Here is a 20,152-nt window from a genome sequence, read left to right as displayed (position 1 = left end):
AGCGGGAGGGGATCAGGGGCGCAGGACGATCCGGATCGGGTCGCCGGTCTTGTCCTCCAGGCGGCGGACCGCCTCGGCGGCCCGTTCCAGGGGGAGTTCGCCGCTGATCGAGCCGGAGAAGTCGAGCCGTCCGCCCTGGAGGAGGGAGAGCAGCTGCGGCAGCGCGACCGGCATGTCGGAGCCGTAGTGGCCGAGGATCCGCTGCTGGAGGTAGCTGAACCGGGTGCCGTCGGCGACGGTCAGCGGCTGGTCGGTGAGGCCCACCAGGACCAGCCGGCCCTGGGGTGCGAGGACCGACAGGGCCTGCGCGCGGACGGCCGGCACCCCGGCGAAGTCGAACGCGGCGGCGAGGCCCGCGCCGCCGGTCGCCGCGCCGATCCGCTCTCCCAGTCGCGGGTCGGCGGGGTCGAGCGCCAGGTCGGCGCCCCGGGCGAGGGCCCGCTCGCGGGCCGTCGGGTTGGGGTCGACCACGACGATCGGGCAGGCGCCGACGGTCCGCAGCAGCTGGACGGCGTGGACGCCGAGGCCGCCCGCGCCCCAGACGCCGACCGACTCGGCGGGCCGCACGGCCCCCGTGACGGTGATGGCGCCCCAGGGCGTGGAGACCGCGTCCGGGATGATCGCGCCCTGGTCGAAGGGGATCGCGTCCGGCAGTTCGACGAGGGCGTCCTCGGCGGAGAGCGCGTACTCGGCCCAGCCGCCGTCGTAGTCCACGCCCCGGGTGTACGTGACGCCGTCGCGGACCTCGCCCGCGTACAGCACGACCCGCTGCCCCGGGGTCCAGCGGGTGACGCCGGGCCCGGTCTCCGCGACGGTGCCGGAGACCTCGTGGCCCAGGGTGACCGTGTCGCCGGGCAGCAGCAGCGGGGTGAGGGTGCCGTCGATCAGGTGGACGTCCGACAGGCAGACGCCGGCGGCCTCCACCTTCACCAGCACCTGACCGGGCCCCGGGGCGGGCTTGGCGACCTCCTCGATCCGCAGGGTGCGGCTGGGGACGTGCAGCCGGGCGGCGAGCATCTGCTCCATGACGTGACCTCCTCGACACGGGGGCGACCCGGGGGCGGGGGCCCCTTAACGCAAGTCGCCTTGCGATGAAACGTACGTCCGGTCCTGGGGTAAAGCAAGTGGTCCTGCGTTAGCCTGGGTCCATGGTCCCCTCCGATCCGCCCGCGCCGCCCCTGCGCCGCCGCGGCGCGCGCCTGCGCTCCGCCGTCCTCGCCGCCACCGTGGACGTCCTGACGGAGCACGGCCTCGCCGGCACCACCGTCGGCGCCGTCGCCCGCGCCGCCGGCGTCCACGAGACCTCCGTCTACCGGGGCTGGGGGACCCGCGAGAACCTCATCCTGGAAGCCCTGTCCGAACAGGCCGACGCGGCCCTGCCCGTCCCCGACACCGGCCGCGTGCGCGACGACCTCGCCGGCTACTTCGGCACCCTGGCCCGGCTCCTCGCCACCCCCCAGGGCGAGGCCCTCCTCCGGCTGAGCGCCGAACGCGACGACACCCTCCCCGACCGCCGCCTGCCCTACTGGACCGACCGCCTCGACCGCGCCACCGTCATGGTCCGCCGGGCCGTCGACCGCGGCGAACTCCCCCCGGACACCGACCCCGTCCTCCTCGTCGAGGCCCTCGCGGGCCCCCTCTTCACCCGCGCCCTCATCAGCGGCGCCCCCCTCGACGAGACCCTCGCCACCCGCCTGGTCGACCTGGTCCTCGACGGCGCCTCGGCCCCGAAACCGGGTGCGTGACCGGCAACTCCGCTGCTCTACTGCTCCGGTGACCGAGACGCAGACCACCCCGCCGCCGCCCGCCGTACGTGACTCGCTGCACGGCCTCGCCTTCGGTGACGCCTTCGGCGACCGCTGGTTCCGCGTCCTGCGCAGGGACGGCGAGGAGCCCCTGGCCGCGCGCACCCTCCCGGAGGAGCGGCCCTGGCTGTGGACCGACGACACCGCCCAGGCCCTCGTCCTCGTCCGGGAACTCGTGCGAGGCGGCGGCGCCGTCGACCAGGACCGCCTCGCCCGCGCACTCGCCGACGCCTACGCCGGCGACACCCACCGGGGCTACGGGGCCTCCATGCACGACGTCCTCCGCCGGATCGGCGCCGGCGAGCCCTGGCGGGACGTCGTCGCCGGGCAGTTCGGCGGCCAGGGCTCCTGGGGCAACGGCGCGGCCATGCGCGTCGCCCCGCTCGGCGCCTGGCACGCCGCCGACCTCGACGCGGCCGCCGCGCACGCCGCCGACCAGGCCGTCGTCTCCCACCACCACCCGGAGGCGGTCGCCGGGGCGGTGGCCGTCGCCCTCGCCGCCGCCCTGGCGACCCGCAGCCGGGGCGGCCCCGCGCCCGCCCGCCCCGACCTCCTCCGGACCGTCGCCGACCGGCTCCCGGACGGCGACGTGCGGTCCGGCCTGCGGATCGCCGCCCGCCTGCCCGGCCGGACCTCCGTCCGGCACGCCGCGGAGGTCCTGGGCTCCGGCTACCGCATGTCGGGCCCCGACACCGTCCCGTACGCCCTCTGGTGCGCCGCCGGACACCTGGACGACCTGGAGGACGGCCTCTGGGCCACCGTCGCGGGCCGCGGCGACATCGACACCACCTGCGCCATCGCCGGCGGCGTCATCGCCGCCCGCACGGGCGTCGCCGCCCTCCCCCCGGCCTGGCACGAGGCCCGCGAACCCCTCCCAGACGCCCTCCGGTAGCACGGGCCCCGGAGACGCGCCGGACGCGCCGAACCTCCCGCGGGCTGTGAGGATGGGTCCGTCCGCCCGGCTCCCGGAGCATCAGGAGGCGCCATGTCCGGCCGGTTCGAGGCGACCGTCGAGATCGACCGACCCGTCGACGAGGTGTTCGCGTACCTCGCCGACGGGCGCAACGATCCCCAGTTCAGCCCCCGCGTGCTCCGCATCGACCGTGTCCCGGAGGGGCCGACCGCCGTCGGCACCGTCTTCCGCAGCACCGTCAAGGACGCCGGGATGAAGACCGCCCGCACCTTCCGCATCACCGCCTTCGAGCCGCCCCGGACGCTGCGCTGGGCCGAGGAGTCCCGGAACCTCGTCACGGCCGCCCGGGGCGGCTACGACCTGGAGCCGCTGCCGAACGGCGGCACGCGCGTCCGCATCCACAACGTCCTGGAGGGCCACGGCCTCGGCAAGCTCCTCGTCGGCCTCGCCCTCGCCGCCGCCCGCAAGGACGCCCCCGCCTTCGGACGGCGCATCAGGACGGCCGCGGAGGCGGCGATCCCGCGGGCCTGACCGACGCCTGCGGCCGCCCGGACGGCGGCCACCGCCGCGCCGCCGTCCGGCCTTCACTCGGCCAGCGGTTGACCATGGTCGATAGTATTGTCCGCAATGTCATATCTTGCGTGACCATCGGAGGCCGTCATGAAGGACTTCAAGTACGAGCGGAAGCGCTCGCTCTCCCGGACGGAGGCCGCCGACCAGCTCGCGGCCCTCGCCGCCGCCCTCCGCGCCGGCGGCGAGGCCGAACTCGACTGGGGCGGGGGCGTGCTGAACCTCCGCATCCCCGACGACCTCCGCGGCGAGGTCGAACTCTCCGTCGAGGACGGCGAGGTCGAGGTGGAGGTCGAGCTCAAGTGGCCGGTCGCGGGCACGGCCCGGAAGTCCGGCGCGAAGGGGGAAGTGAAGTCCGGCGCGAAGGACGGCGGGAAGAAGGCCGCCGGGAAGAAGACCGCAGGGGAGAAGGCCGGGAAGAAGGCCGGGGTCAAGGAGGCCGTGGCGAAGAAGGCCGTGGTCAAGAAGGCCATGGACAAGAAGGCCGTGGTCAAGAAGGCCGTGGTCAAGAAGGCTTCGGCCGAGAAGGCGGCGGCGAAGAAGGCCGCGCCCGCCAAGAAGGCCGCGCCCGCCAAGAAGGCCGCTCCCGCGAAGAAGTCCGAGCCGAAGAAGCCGGCCGCGAAGAAGGCCCCCGCGAAGAAGTCGGCGCCTGCCAAGAAGTCGGCGCCCGCGAAGAGGCCGACCGCGAAGAAGGCCCCCGCCGAGCGGTCCTGAGGACCGTGGCGGGGGCCGGGGCGGCAGGGGCGGTCAGCAGCTGACGGTGCCCCTGCGCAGGGCGTGGCCGCCGGTGTTGGAGTCGTCGGACCAGTAGACCGGCTTGGTGCCGGCCGCGCACTCGTCGGCGCCGGCGAGCGAGAAGCCCTCGTTGTTGAGGTCGGCCATGCCGGTGGGACGGGCGTACACGGCGTTCACGGCGAAGGCTCCGGAGGCGTCGACCTTCAGCGTCCGGTGCTGGCCGCCGCAGGTGTCGTCGCAGACGGCCCACAGCCGGGACGCCTGGGCCTCCCACTGGACCTCCATGACGCCCGCCATGCCGGTGGAGACGGTGGCGACGCGGGTGAAGGCCCCGGAGTCCTGGAGGACGTACCCGTGGAGCGCCCCGGTCCCCTCCACGCCGACGAAGAAGACCCCGCCGCCGTGGGCCCCGTAGCCCGCCGGGTCGTACGGGGCGCCGGTCGAGGCGTCCTTGAAGCCGGCGCCGGTGAGCGCGGTGTCGGGGACCCAGGTGACCGCCTCGAAGCCGGCGTTGGAGCCGGTCGGCGGCAGGTCGGCGGTGAGGTTCCACTCGCGGGTGGCGGTGAGGGCGGAGCCCGTACCGGAGACGTCGTACCGCAGGACGGAGAGGCGGCTCGTGCCGGACGCGTCGCCGTTCCGCTCGCTCGCGACGAACACGCCGCCCGCGGAGCCCGCGCCGGTGACCGTCACGCCCTCGCCGTCGGGGGCGCCGGAACCGCCGGGGAAGCGCAGGGTCTTGCCGGAGGCCCAGCCGTTCGCGGTGTCCGGGGTCCAGCCGCCGGAGCCGTCCCGGACCAGCCGCCACAGCTTGCCGCTGTTCTGCGCGGCCCACAGGACGTTCCCCTCCTGGTGGAGGCCGCTCAGGTCGCCGCCGAACACGTTCGGGGCGTCCGCGGTGGCCACCGGGGAACCGCCGGGCCAGGCCGCCGGCCCCGTGCCGCCGCCGGTTCCCCCGCAGCTGTTGGCGGCGCCGAGGGTGACGGCGGCCGCCTTGAACGCCCCGGTGCCGTCGGGGCAGCGGGACCAGGAGGGCGCGGAGTGGCCGGTCCAGGTGTGGCTGTCCACGAGGGTGCTGCCGTCGGGCAGGTACAGCCGGGCCTTGTCGCTGGAGCCGAGCCCGAACTTGCCGTGCACGTCGAAGGCGCGGAAGCCGCCCGGGGCCAGCGTGGTGCCGGCGGCGATCGTGTACTTCGAGCCGTTGTCGTCGTCCTTGAGGATCCAGCCGGAGACGTCGACGGCCGAGGTGCCCTTGTTGTACAGCTCGATCGAGTCCTCGACGGAGCCGGTGGTGACGACCTCGTTGATGCGGACGTCGTCGGCGGGCGCGGCCTGGGCCGGTGCGGCGGTCACCACGCCGAGGACGAGCGCCGGTACGGCGGCGAGGGCGAGGGTCAGATCACGGCGCCGGCGGCGTGCGCGCGAAACGGTCACGGAAGTCCGTCCTGGGGTTCGAGGAGGCAGGGCGGCACGACGGTCCCGGTCCCGTCCGAACACCGGCCCTCCGCCTCGGATTCCCTTCGTGAACAGCAGCCGAAGCCTCTCCTCACCCGAACGGCCCCCGTGCGGCTCCGCTTCCGAGCGCTCCGGGCGCGACCTCTCCCTCCAGAATGAATGTGTATACCAAAAAAGCTTCCCTTTGAACCCCTCACTTCCGGGATTAACGGCGAGGTGCTGCGGATTCCGTCGTTCTTCCGAGGTCGTGGCGGTACCCCTTGTTCCGCATCTTAAAGTTGGTATACAAAACGGGGACTCGTGGTCGCCCTCGCTCCAAGGAGTCCCCATGTGTGTCGACGCCACCCGGCCGCTCCCGGCCGGCCTGACCCGCCGCGGCATCCTCGCCGGTGCCGCCGTCCTCGCCGGCACCGCGGCCGCGACCGGCACCGCCACCGCTGCCACCGCGCCCGGGGGAGGGCGGGGCTCGGGGGAGCGCGGGGCGGCCGGAACCCGTACGCGGACCGGTGACCTGGTCGTGCGGGGCGGCACGCTGCTCGACCCCGCGACCGGCCGCGTCACCGAGGACGCGGTGGTCGTCATCGAGGCCGGCACCGTCACCGCCACGGGCCGCACCGGTTCCGTCCGGCTCCCGGAGGGCGTGGAGGTCCTGGAGGCGCACGGCCGCTGGATCCTCCCGGGCCTGACGGACGCGCACATCCACCTCAGCACCGCCGCCGAGGCCCGCGCCGCGCTCCGCCACGGCGTGACGAGCGCGCGCAGCGGCTCGACCTCCTTCTACCAGGACGTCGCCGTCCGTGAACTCGCCCGGCACAGCCCCGACCTCGCGCCGAGGCTCCGCGCCGCCGGCGTCTTCGTCACCCCGGACCCCGGCGACACGCTCCTGGCCGACCCCGACCTCACCCCGCTCGTCCGGTCGCGGGACGGCGTGCGCTCGGCGGAGGCCCTGCGCCGCATGGTCGACGTCAACGCCGCCCGGGGCGCGGACGTCATCAAGACCAGGGTCAACGAGCGCGCGGGCCTGCCCGAGCAGGACCCGCTCGTCCAGGTCTACTCGCACGACCAGCTCGCCGAGATCGTCGCGGCCGCCCGCCGCCACGGCAAGGGCGTGCTCTGCCACAGCTACAGCGAGCGGGGCTGCCACGACGCCGTCACCGCGGGCGTCCGCTCCCTGGAGCACGGCGTGTTCGTCGGCGAGCGCACCCTGCGCGAGATGCGGCGCCGCGACACGTACTTCACCCCCACCCTCACGGCCATCGCCGGCCTCGCCGAGGACCCGGACCCGGTCCTCGCCGAACGCGGCCGGACCTTCCTGCCCGTCCTGAAGCGGGCCGTGCGGGCCGCGTACGAGCTCGGCGTCCCGCTCGCCGCCGGCACCGACTCCTCCGGCGGCACGGTCGACCCCGTCGGCCGCGAGGTGGAACTCATGCACGCCGCCGGCCTCCCGGCCCTCGACGCCCTCCGCACCGCGACCACCGGCGCGGCCCGCCTCCTCGGCCTCGACCGCACCACGGGCCGCCTCGCCCGGGGCTACGCGGGCGACGTGATCCTCCTCGCCGGCGATCCGCTCGCGGACCTGTCGCTCCTGAAGACGCCGGTCCGGGTGGTCCGCGCGGGCATCCCCGTCTGACCCCTTCCCCGCCTCCCTTCCCCCTTCTTTCCCTCCTCTCTTTCCTTCCCCCCTTTCTCCTGAAGGAGTTCCCCCATGCAGCAGTCCCCGGCTTCCCCCGGTGCGCTGTCACGCCGTTCCGTGCTGGCCGGAGCCGCGGCCGCCGCGGGCACGGCCGCCGCCGCGACCGTCACCGCGGCCCCCGCCTCCGCCGCCGCCCCGGCGGCGCCCGGAGCCACGGGCAAGGCGGGCCGCGGCTCCCGGACGGTCGTCTTCCGTGACGTCCGCCCGTTCGGCGCGGCGGCCACGGACCTGGTGGTCGTCGACGGCAGGATCACGGACGGCCCGGCGCCCCGAGGGACGAGGACCGTCGACGGCGGCGGTCGCATCGCGCTCCCGTCGCTCGTGGACGCCCACATCCACCCCGACAAGACGACCTGGGGCGGCGCGTGGGTGTCGCGCCGGCCGGCCGACACGATCGCCGACTTCGTCGAGCAGGACGTGGAGCTCTTCCGGGCCCAGACCCGCTCGGTCGCGGAGCGCGCGTACGGCCTGATGAGCCACGCCGTCAGCCGCGGCACGCGGGGCATGCGCGCCCACGCGGACGTGGCCCCGGCCTACGGCCTGGCCGGGGTGGAGGGCCTGGCCGAGGCCCGCCGCCGGCTCGCCCACGCGCTCGACGTGCAGATCGTCGCCTTCCCGCAGCACGGCGTGATCCGGACGCCCGGCACCGCGCGCCTCCTGGAGGAGGGCGCCCGCCGGGGCGTCGTCGACATGATCGGCGGCATCGACCCCATCGGCTTCGACCACGCCCTCGACGAGCACCTGGACACCGTCTTCGGCATAGCGGACCGGCACGGCGTCGGCGTCGACATCCACCTGCACGACGACGGGGACGAGGGCGTACGGGCCGTCCGCGGCATCATCGACCGCACCCGGGCCCTGTCCCTCGCCGGCAAGGTGACGATCAGCCACGTCTTCTGCCTGCCGTTCCTGTCCGACCGCGACCTCGGCGCCCTCGCGACCGAGCTCGCCGCCCAGGACATCGCCCTCACGACCGTCGCCCCCTCCCGCGACCTCGTCCTCCCGATCGCCCGCCTGCGCGAGCACGGGGTCCGCGTCGGCCTCGGCTCCGACGGCGTCCGCGACTCCTGGAGCCCCTTCGGCAACGCCGACATGCTCCACCGCGCCCACCTCCTCGGCTGGGTCACCGACGTCCGCCTCGACGAGGAACTGGCCGACTGCTACCGCGCGGCCGCCCACGGCGGCGCCGACGTCATGGGCCTCCCGCACGCCGACCTGAAGCCGGGTGCCCCCGCCGACTTCGTCCTGGTCCGGGGCCAGAACCTCCCCCAGGTCGTGGTGGACATGCCGCAGCGCGACCTCGTCGTCCACGGCGGCGCGGTCGTGGCCCGGGACGGCGAGTTCCTGGACTGACCGAACGGGCGGCGCCGCTCGGGGAACTGACGTGACGTCGGGGTCGGGAACGGCCGCGGAATGAACGCGGGACGGCGGGGTACGCGCAGCACATCCAACCCACCAGGGAGGGAACAACCATGGGTCTGGGACTGTGCATCATCCTGATCGCCGTCGGAGCCATCCTCACCTTCGCGACCGACTGGGAGGTCGACACGGTCGACCTCGACCTCGTCGGCCTGATCCTCATGGCGGTCGGCGTCATCGGGATCGCCGTCTACACCAGCATCCTGCGCCGCCGCAGGATGGTCGTCCCGCCCGTCGCCCCCACGGTGACCGAGAGCGACCGTCGTGACCTGCTCTGACCCCGGCCCGCGCGGAGGGCGGGGTGTGGGGCGGGACGGGCGGGGTAGGCGCGGAACCGGCCGCGGAGATCCCGCGGCACGGACGCCCCCGGCACGCCGGACGGCTGGACCGCGTGGAGGACGCGCCGAGCGCGCGGCCACGCGGAGCACGCCGGCGCAGGGAACGCGTCGAGCACGTCAGGAGGGCCGATGAGCATCCCGCCCCCGAACGACCCCGTCCCCCCGAGCCCCACGCCCCCGCCCGGGCCGGGCCCGGCCCCCGAGCCCGGTCCGCTGCCGGGTCCGGCCCCCGGGCCCGGCGGACCGGATCCCGTACCCCCGACGCCCCCGACGCCCCCGGACCCGCCGTGGCCCACCCCGGGGCCGGTCCGGGAGGGGTGACCCGACGCCGGCCAGGTGGCCGACAGCGGCCCGGATCGCCGGGCGCTCCTGCCGGGGCCCCGCCGGGCGGGGTGGCCACGAGACCGGGCGCGACGACGTCGACGGCGACGCCCCTCTTCGCCGGACGCACCGGGGCGCCCCCGGAGTCGTCCGCCCCGGGGCGTACGGGGCAGCGGCTCCAGGGGCGCGGGCTGGGGCTCGGGAAGGTCCATCGGCGCGTAGAAGTGCCGGCGCAGCAGCTCGGCGACCGGCCCGGCTCCGAGGTGACGAACCCGGCGGGCCCCCGCCCCGACCGGTACGCGAATCGCCGGAGGCCCGGGCCCCGTCCGTGACCTCCTGAACGTGCCGACGTCGTGGCGCAACCGGCCCGTCCGCCGCGAAAGGCACCCCTCGGAGCGCGAGGAGGAGGATGGGAGGATGCGTCGATGGAGATGATCGAGGCCGGCGACGACACCGTCCACTACGTGCGGTTCCAGTCTCCGCACCGGAACGACCGAGGCCACTTCACCGGAGTTTTCGGACTCCTCAACAATCTCGCGAGAGAGGGAAGGCTCACGGACGAGCAGGAGTCGTTCCGCCGCCGTAACAACAGCTGGTACGACGCCGCGTACACCGACCCCTCGACCGTCGACCCCCGTGTCTACGACGACGGGATCAACCCCGGTGCGGCGGCCTGGTTCAAACCGACGGCCGTGCATCTCCTCGCCCGCGTCCCCGGTTATCTGCGGATCCTGGCCGCGCACGGCGTCGACTGCCAGGTCCTTCGCTCCGCGGACCCGGGACGGGTCGTCTACGAGGACGACGTACAGATCGTGGTGGTGCCCCACGCGCTGCACGCGACCGCTGTCCCGGGCGCTTCGGCGCCTGACGTGCGGGCCGTGGAGGTCCCGGAACCCCTGGCGGAATGACTCTTCGAGATCGGCTCCTCGTCGCGCAACGGTGTCGGACAGCAGGGGGGACGGCCTTCGGCCGGCCTCTGGCGCGCGAGCGAACGCGGTGCCTGACGGTGCCCGCTCCTTGTGGCCGGCCCGGTGGCACAGCCTGTCCCACCGCTATGAGGGGCCCCGTCAGCCGAGGTGCGAGCGGTTGATCACCGCCCGGAGTCGCGCGTTCGGTCTGCTCGCGGAGAGCTCGCCGCGTCAGGTCGCCGCGTGAGGTCGCCGCGATGGGGCGGTCCGGGGTTCGTGTCGGTCGGATGACCGATGTGGGGCGGGGGCGGGTCCGGCGAGGGTTCTCGGAGACCGTTCGTGGGCGCCGGTCGTGCGCCCGGTTTTCGAAAGGACCCTGCTGTGGGTACGTATGCGGATCTGGTGTTCGTCGGTGGGCGGGTGGTCACGGTGGACGCGGAGTTCTCCGTGGCGGAGGCGCTGGCGGTGACCGGGGCGGTGATCGGCGCGGTGGGTACGCGGGAGGACGTCGCGCCGCTGATCGGGCCCGGCACCCGCGTCGTCGACCTGGAGGGGGCCACGCTGCTGCCCGGGATCAACGACTCCCACCTGCACGGCTGCGCCTACGGGATGGCGTCCCCGCCGTTGTCGGTGGAGGTCGGGCATCCCGCCGTCTCGTCCCTCGCGGACGTGGCGGAGGCGGTGCGGGAGGCCGTGGGGCGGGTGCCCGCCGGGCAGTGGGTGACCGGGCACGGCTGGGACGCCGGCTTCCTCGCCGAGTGCGTGGCCGACCCGTCGCGGCAGCCCTCCCGGGCGGACCTCGACGCGGTCAGCCCGGACCACCCCGTCGTCCTGTACTCCTTCTCCGGGCACGCGACCTGGGTCAACTCCAAGGCCCTGGAGCTGATGGGCGTCGACCGGGACACCGTGGCCCCGCCCGGCGGCGCGATCGTCACCGACGCCGAGGGCGAGCCGACCGGGCTGCTCCACGAGGGCGCACAGGCCCTCGTCCAGAACGCGCTGCCGCCGCTCGGCCTGCGGGAGCGGACCGAGGCGATCCGGTCCACCCTGGCCTCGCTCGCCGCCCTCGGGATCACCAGCTACACCGAGCCGGGTCTCGGGCCCGGCGGTGACGGCATCATGCGCGGCGCGCTCGGGACGCAGACGCTGGAGGTCTACCGGCGGCTGCTCGCGGACGGCGAGCTGACCGCCCGCGTCGGCGTCCTGCTCCTTCCGACCGGGATGACGAGCACCGCCGAGGAGTTCGCCCGCACCCTCGACGCCCTCGACCTCCCCGGGGAGCCGGACCCGCGCCGCCTCGCCGTCCACGGCGTGAAGGTCTTCGCGGACGGCATCGTCCCCAACAAGACGGCCTGGATGCACGAGCCGTACGTCGGCGGCGGCTGCGGCTCCCTGTGCGTGGGCGGCGAGGTCGACGACGAGCGGGTCGCGGAGATCCGGGCCATGGTCCGCCACGCGCACGCCGCCGGGCACCAGCTCGGCGTCCACGCCACCGGGGACCGGGCCATCGACACCGTCGCGGACGCCTTCGCCGAGGCCGCCGCCGAGAACCCGCGCGAGGACGCGCGCCACTACGTCATCCACGGCGACTTCCTCACCCCGCACGCCATGAAGGTCCTCGCCGCGCACGACTTCGGCGTCAACATGAACCCGACCATCAAGTGGACGGTCGCGGACATGGAGGAGGAGTTCGTCGGGGCCGGACGGGCCGCGTACGCCTGGCCCTACCGTGACGCCCTCGACGCCGGGGTGCGGGTCGCGAGCGGTTCTGACGCGCCCGTCACCCACCCGGACTGGCGCCAGGGCGTGGCCACCATGGTGCTGCGCGAGTCGAAGGCCGCCGGCCGGGTCAGCGGTCCGGAGCAGCGCATCCTCCTGGCCGAGGCGATCCGCACGTACACGATCGACGCGGCCTGGCAGGACTTCGCCGAGGACTGGAAGGGGTCGCTGGAGCCGGGGAAGGCCGCCGACCTGTGCGTGCTCGGCGGCGACCTGCTCGGCGCGGACCCCCACGCCGTCCCGGAGATGCCCGTCCTCCTCACCGTCATGGACGGCCGGGTGGTGCACGACGCCCTGCCGGCCTCCTGAGCGGCGTCCCGCGCGACATCCCGCACGTTTGACGTATCCCGGGCGGATGATCATCCTGGGGTGCATGGCGGCACGGCACAGCACAGCGGACATCCTGGACGCCGCCGTCCACGTCCGTGAAGCCGCCAGGAGCGTCGCGGCCGGCGCGACCGGCGTCGACACGGTCCTGGCGGCGCTCTCGGAGGTGGTGGAGCACGACCACGCCTCCCTGACCCGCTGGGACCCCCGGCGGCAGCGCCACGCCACGCTGGCGGGCAGCTACCCCGAGGCCGCGACCTCCTACATCGAGACCCGCCTCCACCGCGATCCGGTGTTCTCCGTGCTGCACAGCCCGGCCCGGGGCGGACTCTGGCTCGGGGACGTCCCCGGGGAGCTGCTGGCCGTCTCGCCCGGGTTCCAGGACGTGCTGTCCCCCCTCGGCGTCGAGGACGGCGTGGCCCAGTGCCTGTTCGCCGCGGACGGCCGGTACGTCGGCATGCTGAACCTCAGCATCCGCGGCCGGCACCGCAGCCCCGGCCCGGCCCGTGCCGTGGTCACCCTCCTCACCGAGTCCCTCGCCGCCGCCGTGGCCTCCTGCGGAGCCGGTGCGGAGCGGGGACCGGGCCGCCCCGGCGGGCTGTCGCCGCGCGAGCTGGAGGTGCTGGCCGAGCTGACGACCGGGCGCACCAACCGGCAGATCGCCGAACGCCTCCACGTCACGCCGCGCACCGTGGGCACCCACATCGAGCACATCCTCGCCAAGCTCGACCTCCCCAACCGCGCGGCGGCCGCGGCCCGCGCCGTCGCCTGGGGGATCACCCCCGACCGCTGAGCCGGGGGCGGACCGGAGCCGTCCGGTCCGTACGGGACCCCGGTCCCGCCTCAGCCGACGGCGACGTCCAGGCGCTCCGCGACCGCGGTGAGGGTCTTGCCGAGGGGAAGGGCGATCCGGGCGGCGGCGAGCTTGTCGCCGCGCGTGGGGTCATGGTTGACGATGACCACGGGCGTGCCGGCCTGCGCGGCCTGCCGCACGAACCGCAGCCCCGACATGACGGTCAGCGACGACCCGAGGACCAGTACCGACCTCGCGCCGCGGACCAGCTCCCGGCAGCGTTCCACGCGCTCCGCCGGGACGGTCTCCCCGAAGAAGACCACGTCCGGCTTGAGGACCCCGCCGCAGACCACGCACGGGACCACGTGGAAGCCCGCGACCTGCTCGTCCGTGAGGTCGGCGTCCCCGTCCGGGTTGAGGGCGGCGGGCACGGGGTCGAAGCCCGGATTGGCCTCCTCCAGGCGCCGGGCGAGCTCCCGGCGCGCGCTCACGTCACCGCAGTCCAGGCACACGACCCGGTCGAGGCTGCCGTGCAGCTCCACGACCCCGTCGCTCCCCGCGGCCTGGTGCAGCCCGTCCACGTTCTGGGTGATGACCCCGGCCAGCAGCCCGTGGCGCCCGAAGGCCGCCACCGCCCGGTGCCCCTCGTTGGGCCGGGCCCGTCCGAAGGTCCGCCACCCCAGGTGGCTGCGCGCCCAGTACCGCCGCCGCGCCGGCTCCCCGCCCGTGAAGTCCTGGTAGGTCATCGGGGTGTGCCGGGTCAGGCTGCCGCCCTCGCCCCGGTAGTCCGGGATCCCCGACTCGGTCGAGATCCCGGCCCCGCTGAGCACCAGCACGCCGCCGCCCCGCACCACCTCCACGACGGGTTCCGGATCCGTCGTCCCCGGCGGGAGGTCCTCGGTCGGGGTCCAGCTCAACGTAGGCCGCATGCGCATGCAGCCAGCGTACGGAACCGGCCGCCCCACGAGAGGCGGGGCGGGGCCGGACGGGGACGGGGCCGGAGGGGGGCGGGGCCGGGACCCGGGATCAGAACCAGTGCAGGCAGTGCGGCGCGCGGTCGGTGCGGAACAGGGCGTCGGCGAGGGCGACCGCGGCCGGGTGGTGGGCCCGGACGTGCCCGGCGCGCACGAGCGTGCCGGGGGTGGTGCCGCCGAGGTAGACCGCGCCCAGGTCGGCCACGTCGAGGGAGAGGTTGGGCTCCCGGTCCGTGGGGACGCACGTGGCCCTGCCGTCCCGGACGGTCAGCAGGAGACGCTCGCGTCCGCCGAGGAACGGGTCGGTGACGTCGAGGACCAGCTCGCCGTCGGCGGACCAGCCCCGGGCGGTCAGCGCGCGCGGGACGTCCAGCAGCCGCACCCAGAGCCAGTCGGTCTCGCTCGCCTGCGCGGCACGGAGGTCCGCGAGCTGCCAGCGCAGCGGGTGCCCGGGCGGGAGGTGCTTGAGGACGACCTCGGTGACCAGGTCGTGCCCGAGCACGAAGCGGACGAGGGCCGTGAAGACGGCGTCGTCGAGGGCGATCGTCTCGTCCACGCCGAGGGTGGTGCCGTCGAGGGAGTACACCGCGTACCCGTCCGGGACTCCTGCCGCGTCCCGGTGGACCGCGACGTAGCGCGGCGCGGCGGCGACCGGCGGCTGTCCCGCGCCCCGGGCCCACCAGCGGTGCGGCCGGGACAGCGCGCCGTGCTGCGCGCGCCGGTACCGGTCGTAGACCTCCTCCAGGACCTCCCCGCACTCGGAGCGCCGCAGCACCTCCACGGAGCCGGAGTCGGGGGCGGAGCCGGGGGCCGTCTCCGGGGCGCCGCCGGCCGTCCCGTACGCCCGGGGACGGGCGAAGCCGGCCTGGTGGCGCGGCACCGTCATGCGCTGGGTGTAGGTCGCGGGGCCGTAGCCGTACCGGCCGTAGATCGGCGCCTCGGAGGCCAGCAGGACGGACAGGAACTCCCCGCGGGCCCGCAGCTCGTCGAGCTGGTGCCGCATCATCGCGTTGAGCACGCCCCGGCGCCGGTGCGAGGGCACGACGCCGACGGCGGTCACGCCGGGCGCCGGGACGACGGCCCCGCCGGGGAGGGTGAGCTCGAAGGAGTACGCGGCGGCGGTCCCGACGGTCCGCCCGTCCGCCGTCACGGCGACCAGACCGCGGTCCATCTCGAACGCCGACCACCAGACCCCGCTGCCGTCCTCGGCCGCGGTCTCCGGGAAACGTCCGAACGCGGTGTGAAGGGTGTCGACGAAGACGTCGAGGTCCTTCTCGGTCGTGGGACGGATCTCCATGCTGTTTCTGCCTCCCCGTGGACGGGCGCCGCGCGCCGCGGCACCCCCGCCCCAGTGCAGCGGTGATCGACTACGGGGTCAAACGAATTACGCCCGCGTCCCGTGGGAGCGCGGAGCCACCGGCCGGGCCGGTCCCGGGCGGACAGGACCAGCAGGCACCCGTCCGGGTCCCGGAGGACGACGCCCCGGATTCGTCCCCGCCTCCCGTGCCGGTGCGGCCCTCTCCGGGCCGGGGGCGGCACCGGGCCCGGGAAGCGCGCGCCGGTCGTGCGTCGGGCGCCGGTCCTGGAACCGTCGCCCCTCCCCGGGCGGGGCCGGAGCACACCGGCGGCGGTTATCGTCACCGGATGTCCGGAGCAGCCGAAGCACGCGAAGTCCCGACGGCCCCCGGGGCCCCGACGGCCCCGAAAACCCCCCGGGTGCCGGAAACCCCCAAGCCCCCCAAGACCACCGAAGCTCCCGAAGTGCCCGACCCGGCGCAGAAGTTCGGCCGGGCCATGTCCGTGTGGAAGGAGTGGCAGGAGGCGCCCTGGGGCCGTCTGCGCTACGCGATCGCCGAGGCCAACCTGGTGCGCCACTGCGAGGCGCTCTCCGACGGGCCGCTGCGCGTCCTCGACCTGGCCGGCGGGGACGGCGGCGACGCCGTGCGGCTGGCGGCCCGCGGCCACCACGTGACGATCGTCGACCTCGCCCCCGCCATGCTCGAAGCGGCGGCCGGGCGCGCCCGGGAGGCCGGTCTGGCGGACCTCGTCGACTGCGTCGAGGCCGACGTGGACCGGCTCCCCGCCGGGCTCGCCGGCGGCGGGTTCGACGTGGTGCTGTGCCACAACCTCCTCGCGTACGCGGACGACGCCCGGCACACGCTCGGCGCGGCCCTCGCCCCGCTGCGCCCGGACGGCCTGTTCTCGGTGATGGCCCTGAACCGGCACTCGCAGCCGCTGACCGTCGCCGTACGCGAGACGGACCTGCCCGCGGCGGTGGCCGCGCTCGACTCCGACCGGGCGGGGACGCGGATGTTCGGCTCGACGCTGACGCTGCACACGGCCGAGGAGGTCACCCGCCACCTGACCGGCCTGGGCTGCCGGGACGTGCGCCACTACGGCGTCCGCAGCGTCTGCGACTACCTCGTCGACGACGCCCGCAAGTACGAGCCCGCCTTCTACGCCGAACTCGAAAGCCTCGAACTCGCCCTGACCGACCGTCACCCCTACATGCACACCGCGCGCCTCTTCCAGCTCATCGCCCGGAAGGACGGCTGACCGCGCCCGGCTCGGGGACGGGAGGGGCCGGTCCGGCCCGGCACCGTGTGCTTCCGTCAGGCCGGAAAGGCCACCCGCCGGGGAGACCGCCTGGACACCGGCGGCGGCCCCGGCACCCCCGTCCCCGAGCCGGGCGCGCCCCGCCCTCTCCCGCTCCGCTTTCCGTACGGCTCCGACCCGCGGCGCCCTCCGTCGGCGTGGACTCGCCACCGCGGCGAACGGTTCGCGCCGGGAGGAGGCGAAGCGGAGATCCGCTCCCGCACCCGCACGCCCCCGCACCGCGCCGCGTGCGACCTGCCCCGCCACGGCCGTCCCCGGGCAGGGTTCGATCCGTGATCTTCCACGCCCCGCCCTCCCCGGGCGGGCCGACGACAGGAGTGGCGACATGGGACGGACCCCGACCCGACTGCGTCTCGCCGCGGCGGGCGCCGCCGTGCTCACCGCGAGCGTGCTGCTCGCCCCCACGGCCCCCGCGGCCGCGGCGCCCACCGCGCCCGCCGCCTGGAACTGCAACGACGGATCCTTCTGCGTCTACAGCGGGAGCAACGGAACCGGCTCGGTCTGCGCCTGGAGCGGCGACGACCCGGACTGGAACAACGGCACCAGCCGCTGTAGCTGGTCGCCCCGCACCCGCGTCCGGTCCGCCTACAACCACGGCCTCTCCGGCGCGTCGGTGTCCGCGTACACGGCCGTCGACCTCGGCGGCACGAAGGTCTTCTGCCTCCGCCAGGGCGGCAGGACGAACCTCCCCGGCTCCGGGACCTTCCTCCGCTCCCACACCTGGTCCTGCTGAGCCGTCCCGCGGCTCACGCGTCCGAGGCGGTGGCGTGCCTGTCGAGTTCGCGCACCGCCTCGGCGTGGGCGCTCATCCGGCCGCTCGGCGTGCCGAGGGCGAAGAGGGCGACACCGGCGATCGACACCGGCACGGACAGGCCCAGGACGGCCAGGGCCTCGGGCCAGTTGCGCTCGCTCGCGCACCAGGTGGCGGTGCGGCGGCCCCCGACGACCAGCCGGCGGACCATCCGCCCGCCCCCGCCCCCCTCCCCGCCCGGACCCTCTGGACGGGGCCCCCCTTCCCGGTCCTGCGACCGTGAGCGGCTTGCGGAGAAGGGCGGTTCGGCGCCGTGCGCGGGTGGCCGGCAGCCGGTGCGGGGCGGCGGCCGCCTGCGGACCCCAGGCGGGTCCGCCGCCGGGCCGGCCCCCACGCCGGGCGCGTCTCCGAGGAGCCGGCCGCCCCTGACGGAAGGCCCCGCTGTGCCGCCGGGCCGGATTCCCCGTGGCGCCGGAGCGGTCCGGGTCGGCATCATGCGCCGGTGACCCCACCCCTTCCCGACGCCCTCCCTGACGACGGAAACCCCTCCGCCCCCTTCCCCGTCCCCACGTTCCGCCGGGCGTGGCGGCTCCCCCTCGCCGACGCCGCCCGGGGGCGCCGGGCGCTGTGGTGGACCGCGGGCCCCGCGGGGGAGCTCGCGGTCCTCCTGGTCCACCGGCGGCACCTGACCCGCGCCCGCCACGTCAAGGGCTGGCCCGGCCGGAGCCCCCGCACCCCCTTCGACGCCGAACTGGTCACGGTCTCCGGGCGGGGCGGGGAGCACCGTCTCCCCCTGGCGGACGTCCAGGTGCGGCCCGGTCACCTGGCCGTGCTGCCGGACGGACGGTTCCTGCTGGCCGGAGGCCGTACGTTCCCCGGCGCCGACGGCGTGTGGGCGCCCAACGCCACGGTGTTCTCGCCGGAGGGGGTCCCCGAGCGGGAGTTCTGCGTCGGCGACGACATCGCCGCGCTGACCACCGACCGCCGGGGAGGGATCTGGACCGTCCACGGGGACGAGGGCGTCTACGGCGGCCACCCCGAGTCGGGCGCCGGCCTGGCGGGCTGGGACGACCGGGGCGGCGCCGTGTGGGGCCCGCGGGGGCGGCTCCCCGCGATCCCCCTGCAGGGCTGCACGGCCGCGACCGAGGGCGACCGGGTGTGGGCGGTCTGGTACTCGGGCGGCGGACGGAGGGGCGCGGGCACCTTCCTGACGCAGATCGACCCGCCCACCGGAGAGGTGACCACCTGGCCCAGCCCCGTCCACCAGCCGGACGGCTTCGCGGTCCGGGGGACCCGGGCCGTGCTCACCCGCCGCGTCCACGGCAGGCGCGCCGTCGACCTCACCCGCGCCGAACTGCACGGCTCCACCTGGACCGTGACGGAGCGTCGGAGGATCCGGGTGCCGGGGAGGGTGGTCCTCCGCTGCGCCCAGGGCCGCGACGGCTTCCTGTGGCTCCGCGCGGGAGACACCTGGATCCGCGTCGCGGCCTGACCCGGTCCCGGCTCATACGGGAGTGCGATTGTCGGTCGCACGTGATAGTCACTACACCCACGGGCGGGGAGATCATCAGCCGCCCCGTGTGAACACGGCAAGGGGTGGGGACATGGCGTTGCTCCGGAATCTGGGGACCACGCTGGGTAAATGGACGGGCAGGCCCGCGGCGCGCATCGACGCGGACGCGGGGGACCCGGACGTCCGGAGGGTCCGCGAGGCCGCCGAGGCGGCGGACTGGGCGACCGTGCGGGAGGTGCTCGAAGCGCGTCCCGAGAGCGAGGACCGGACCGGTCTGCTGTGGGCGGTGGGGGACGTCGCCGGAGCGGAGCGGTGGCTCGCCGAGGCGACGGCGGCGGAGCCGGACGCCCCGCTGCCGCGCCTCGCGGCGGCCGTCCGGCACATCGGCTGGGCCTGGGAGGCACGGACGGCGGCCAGCGCCAAGCACGTGTCCCGCGAGCAGTTCCGGATCTTCCACGAGCGGCTCGACACGGCCGAGACCTGGCTCTACGAGGTCGCCGAGCGCGAGCCGGAGTGGATCTCGCCCTGGTACGGCCTCCAGATCACCGGCCGCGGGCTCCAGGTCGGGCAGGAGACGGCACGGCGCCGCTTCGAGGCGGCGGTGCGCCGGGACCCGCACCACCTGGGGGCGCACCAGCAGCAGTTGCAGCAGGTCTGCGAGAAGTGGGGCGGCTCCCACGAGGAGATGCACGCCTTCGCCCGCGAGGCGGCCTTCGGCGCGCCCGGCGGGACGCCCCTCGGCCAGCTCGTCGCCCTCGCGCACCTGGAGCACTGGCTCGCCCTCGACTCCGGCCCGGACGCCCGCTACATCCGGCAGCCCCAGGTGGTCGCCGCCCTGAACGAGGCCGCCGACCACACGTACCGGCACCCGGACTTCGCCGGCGGACCCGGCCTGCTCCCGCTCCACAACACCTTCGCCATGGCGTTCTCCCTGGCGGGCGACACCGCCTCCGCCCGGGAGTGCTTCCGCGCCACGGAGGGCCGGGTCACCGAGTTCCCCTGGAACTACCTCGACGGCTCCGACCCCGTCCGCGCCTACACGGAGCACCGCGCCCGCGCCGGGCGCTGACCCCGGCCGAAAGGCGCCGGTCCCGGCCGACGGCTCCGACAGGCGGTGCCGGCCGCCGGTCCTGGTACGAGACCCGGTACGAGGCACCCGTACGGCTCCGAGGCCGTACGGGCCCGCCCGGTACCCACGTCCACGCCCATGCCCGCACCCACACCCGTACCCGCGTCCGCGAAGAG

Annotated in this window: 19 protein-coding genes; 14 read left to right on the top strand and 5 right to left on the bottom strand. The window is 75.5% G+C overall.

The features are described 5' to 3' along the window. Positions 1–12 precede the first annotated feature (12 nt). Positions 13–1,026 (bottom strand): zinc-binding dehydrogenase, encoded by a 1,014-nt coding sequence (locus IE326_RS22560; protein ID WP_190042790.1) that lies wholly within the window; start codon positions 1,024–1,026, stop codon positions 13–15. Positions 1,027–1,148: 122 nt separating this feature from the next. Here IE326_RS22560 and IE326_RS22555 point away from each other — a divergent pair, with 122 nt between their 5' ends. From IE326_RS22555 to IE326_RS40915, 4 genes are all read left to right on the top strand, one after another. Then, positions 1,149–1,745 (top strand): TetR/AcrR family transcriptional regulator, encoded by a 597-nt coding sequence (locus IE326_RS22555; protein WP_150226560.1) that lies wholly within the window; start codon positions 1,149–1,151, stop codon positions 1,743–1,745. 28 nt (positions 1,746–1,773) lie between these two features. Further along, positions 1,774–2,697 carry an ADP-ribosylglycohydrolase family protein gene (locus tag IE326_RS22550; protein WP_190042789.1) on the top strand — a complete coding sequence of 308 codons (924 nt, stop codon included), beginning with the start codon at positions 1,774–1,776 and terminating at the stop codon, positions 2,695–2,697. 93 nt (positions 2,698–2,790) lie between these two features. Then, complete coding sequence (locus tag IE326_RS22545) at positions 2,791–3,249, top strand: SRPBCC family protein (RefSeq protein WP_150226558.1); 459 nt, start codon at positions 2,791–2,793, stop codon at positions 3,247–3,249. 129 nt (positions 3,250–3,378) lie between these two features. Next, positions 3,379–4,002: an amphi-Trp domain-containing protein gene (locus tag IE326_RS40915; RefSeq protein WP_229915574.1), complete on the top strand. Its 624-nt coding sequence runs from the start codon at positions 3,379–3,381 to the stop codon at positions 4,000–4,002. Between the two features lie 33 nt (positions 4,003–4,035). On the opposite strand, the gene IE326_RS22535 is transcribed toward IE326_RS40915, so the two are convergent. Continuing rightward, positions 4,036–5,454 carry a lamin tail domain-containing protein gene (locus tag IE326_RS22535; protein WP_229915573.1) on the bottom strand — a complete coding sequence of 473 codons (1,419 nt, stop codon included), beginning with the start codon at positions 5,452–5,454 and terminating at the stop codon, positions 4,036–4,038. A gap of 349 nt (positions 5,455–5,803) precedes the next feature. Between IE326_RS22535 and IE326_RS22530 the strand changes: the two genes are divergently transcribed. From IE326_RS22530 to IE326_RS22505, 6 genes are all read left to right on the top strand, one after another. Beyond that, positions 5,804–7,105 (top strand): amidohydrolase family protein, encoded by a 1,302-nt coding sequence (locus IE326_RS22530; RefSeq protein WP_190042788.1) that lies wholly within the window; start codon positions 5,804–5,806, stop codon positions 7,103–7,105. Between the two features lie 75 nt (positions 7,106–7,180). Continuing rightward, a complete protein-coding gene (locus IE326_RS22525) occupies positions 7,181–8,521 on the top strand; it encodes an amidohydrolase (RefSeq protein WP_190042787.1) in 1,341 nt (446 codons plus the stop codon). Positions 8,522–8,640: 119 nt separating this feature from the next. Then, positions 8,641–8,865, top strand: a complete 225-nt coding sequence (locus IE326_RS22520; protein WP_150226555.1) for a DUF6458 family protein — start codon at positions 8,641–8,643, stop codon at positions 8,863–8,865. A gap of 806 nt (positions 8,866–9,671) precedes the next feature. Beyond that, entirely contained in the window at positions 9,672–10,154 is a 483-nt protein-coding gene (locus IE326_RS22515) for a hypothetical protein (RefSeq protein WP_190042786.1), read from the top strand. A 381-nt stretch (positions 10,155–10,535) separates the two neighbouring features. Further along, positions 10,536–12,242, top strand: coding sequence for an amidohydrolase (locus tag IE326_RS22510; protein WP_229915572.1), 1,707 nt, complete (start codon positions 10,536–10,538; stop codon positions 12,240–12,242). Between the two features lie 64 nt (positions 12,243–12,306). Then, complete coding sequence (locus IE326_RS22505) at positions 12,307–13,053, top strand: helix-turn-helix transcriptional regulator (RefSeq protein ID WP_190042784.1); 747 nt, start codon at positions 12,307–12,309, stop codon at positions 13,051–13,053. Positions 13,054–13,103: 50 nt separating this feature from the next. Here the strand turns inward: IE326_RS22505 and IE326_RS22500 are convergent, their stop codons facing one another. After that, positions 13,104–13,988, bottom strand: coding sequence for an NAD-dependent protein deacetylase (locus IE326_RS22500; RefSeq protein WP_190042783.1), 885 nt, complete (start codon positions 13,986–13,988; stop codon positions 13,104–13,106). Positions 13,989–14,079: 91 nt separating this feature from the next. Continuing rightward, complete coding sequence (locus IE326_RS22495) at positions 14,080–15,324, bottom strand: GNAT family N-acetyltransferase (protein WP_190042782.1); 1,245 nt, start codon at positions 15,322–15,324, stop codon at positions 14,080–14,082. A gap of 464 nt (positions 15,325–15,788) precedes the next feature. Between IE326_RS22495 and IE326_RS22490 the strand changes: the two genes are divergently transcribed. Both IE326_RS22490 and IE326_RS22485 read left to right on the top strand, forming a co-directional pair. Further along, entirely contained in the window at positions 15,789–16,583 is a 795-nt protein-coding gene (locus IE326_RS22490) for a class I SAM-dependent methyltransferase (RefSeq protein ID WP_229915571.1), read from the top strand. Between the two features lie 385 nt (positions 16,584–16,968). Then, positions 16,969–17,376, top strand: a complete 408-nt coding sequence (locus tag IE326_RS22485) for a peptidase inhibitor family I36 protein (RefSeq protein WP_150226548.1) — start codon at positions 16,969–16,971, stop codon at positions 17,374–17,376. A 13-nt stretch (positions 17,377–17,389) separates the two neighbouring features. On the opposite strand, the gene IE326_RS22480 is transcribed toward IE326_RS22485, so the two are convergent. Next, positions 17,390–17,605 (bottom strand): hypothetical protein, encoded by a 216-nt coding sequence (locus IE326_RS22480; protein WP_190043538.1) that lies wholly within the window; start codon positions 17,603–17,605, stop codon positions 17,390–17,392. Positions 17,606–17,896: 291 nt separating this feature from the next. Here IE326_RS22480 and IE326_RS40910 point away from each other — a divergent pair, with 291 nt between their 5' ends. After that, positions 17,897–18,886, top strand: a complete 990-nt coding sequence (locus tag IE326_RS40910; protein ID WP_229915570.1) for a hypothetical protein — start codon at positions 17,897–17,899, stop codon at positions 18,884–18,886. Positions 18,887–18,998: 112 nt separating this feature from the next. Further along, a complete protein-coding gene (locus IE326_RS22470; RefSeq protein WP_229915569.1) occupies positions 18,999–19,976 on the top strand; it encodes a cell division control 45 family protein in 978 nt (325 codons plus the stop codon). Positions 19,977–20,152: the final 176 nt, after the last annotated feature.

The organism is Streptomyces filamentosus, from assembly GCF_014654895.1.
GTDB lineage: Bacteria > Actinomycetota > Actinomycetes > Streptomycetales > Streptomycetaceae > Streptomyces > Streptomyces filamentosus.
The sequence above is the reverse complement of the archived record's forward strand: the minus strand, read 5'-3'. Positions and strand labels throughout refer to the sequence as shown.

Bases quoted from the DNA above. Each gene is read 5' to 3' on its own strand.
- IE326_RS22560 (WP_190042790.1), bottom strand. From the start codon at position 1,026: ATGGAGCAGATGCTCGCCGCCCGGCTGCACGTCCCCAGCCGCACCCTG.
- IE326_RS22555 (WP_150226560.1), top strand. From the start codon at position 1,149: ATGGTCCCCTCCGATCCGCCCGCGCCGCCCCTGCGCCGCCGCGGCGCG.
- IE326_RS22545 (WP_150226558.1), top strand. From the start codon at position 2,791: ATGTCCGGCCGGTTCGAGGCGACCGTCGAGATCGACCGACCCGTCGAC.
- IE326_RS40915 (WP_229915574.1), top strand. From the start codon at position 3,379: ATGAAGGACTTCAAGTACGAGCGGAAGCGCTCGCTCTCCCGGACGGAG.
- IE326_RS22530 (WP_190042788.1), top strand. From the start codon at position 5,804: ATGTGTGTCGACGCCACCCGGCCGCTCCCGGCCGGCCTGACCCGCCGC.
- IE326_RS22525 (WP_190042787.1), top strand. From the start codon at position 7,181: ATGCAGCAGTCCCCGGCTTCCCCCGGTGCGCTGTCACGCCGTTCCGTG.
- IE326_RS22520 (WP_150226555.1), top strand. From the start codon at position 8,641: ATGGGTCTGGGACTGTGCATCATCCTGATCGCCGTCGGAGCCATCCTC.
- IE326_RS22515 (WP_190042786.1), top strand. From the start codon at position 9,672: ATGGAGATGATCGAGGCCGGCGACGACACCGTCCACTACGTGCGGTTC.
- IE326_RS22505 (WP_190042784.1), top strand. From the start codon at position 12,307: ATGGCGGCACGGCACAGCACAGCGGACATCCTGGACGCCGCCGTCCAC.
- IE326_RS22500 (WP_190042783.1), bottom strand. From the start codon at position 13,988: ATGCGCATGCGGCCTACGTTGAGCTGGACCCCGACCGAGGACCTCCCG.
- IE326_RS22495 (WP_190042782.1), bottom strand. From the start codon at position 15,324: ATGGAGATCCGTCCCACGACCGAGAAGGACCTCGACGTCTTCGTCGAC.
- IE326_RS22485 (WP_150226548.1), top strand. From the start codon at position 16,969: ATGGGACGGACCCCGACCCGACTGCGTCTCGCCGCGGCGGGCGCCGCC.
- IE326_RS22480 (WP_190043538.1), bottom strand. From the start codon at position 17,605: ATGGTCCGCCGGCTGGTCGTCGGGGGCCGCCGCACCGCCACCTGGTGC.
- IE326_RS22470 (WP_229915569.1), top strand. From the start codon at position 18,999: ATGGCGTTGCTCCGGAATCTGGGGACCACGCTGGGTAAATGGACGGGC.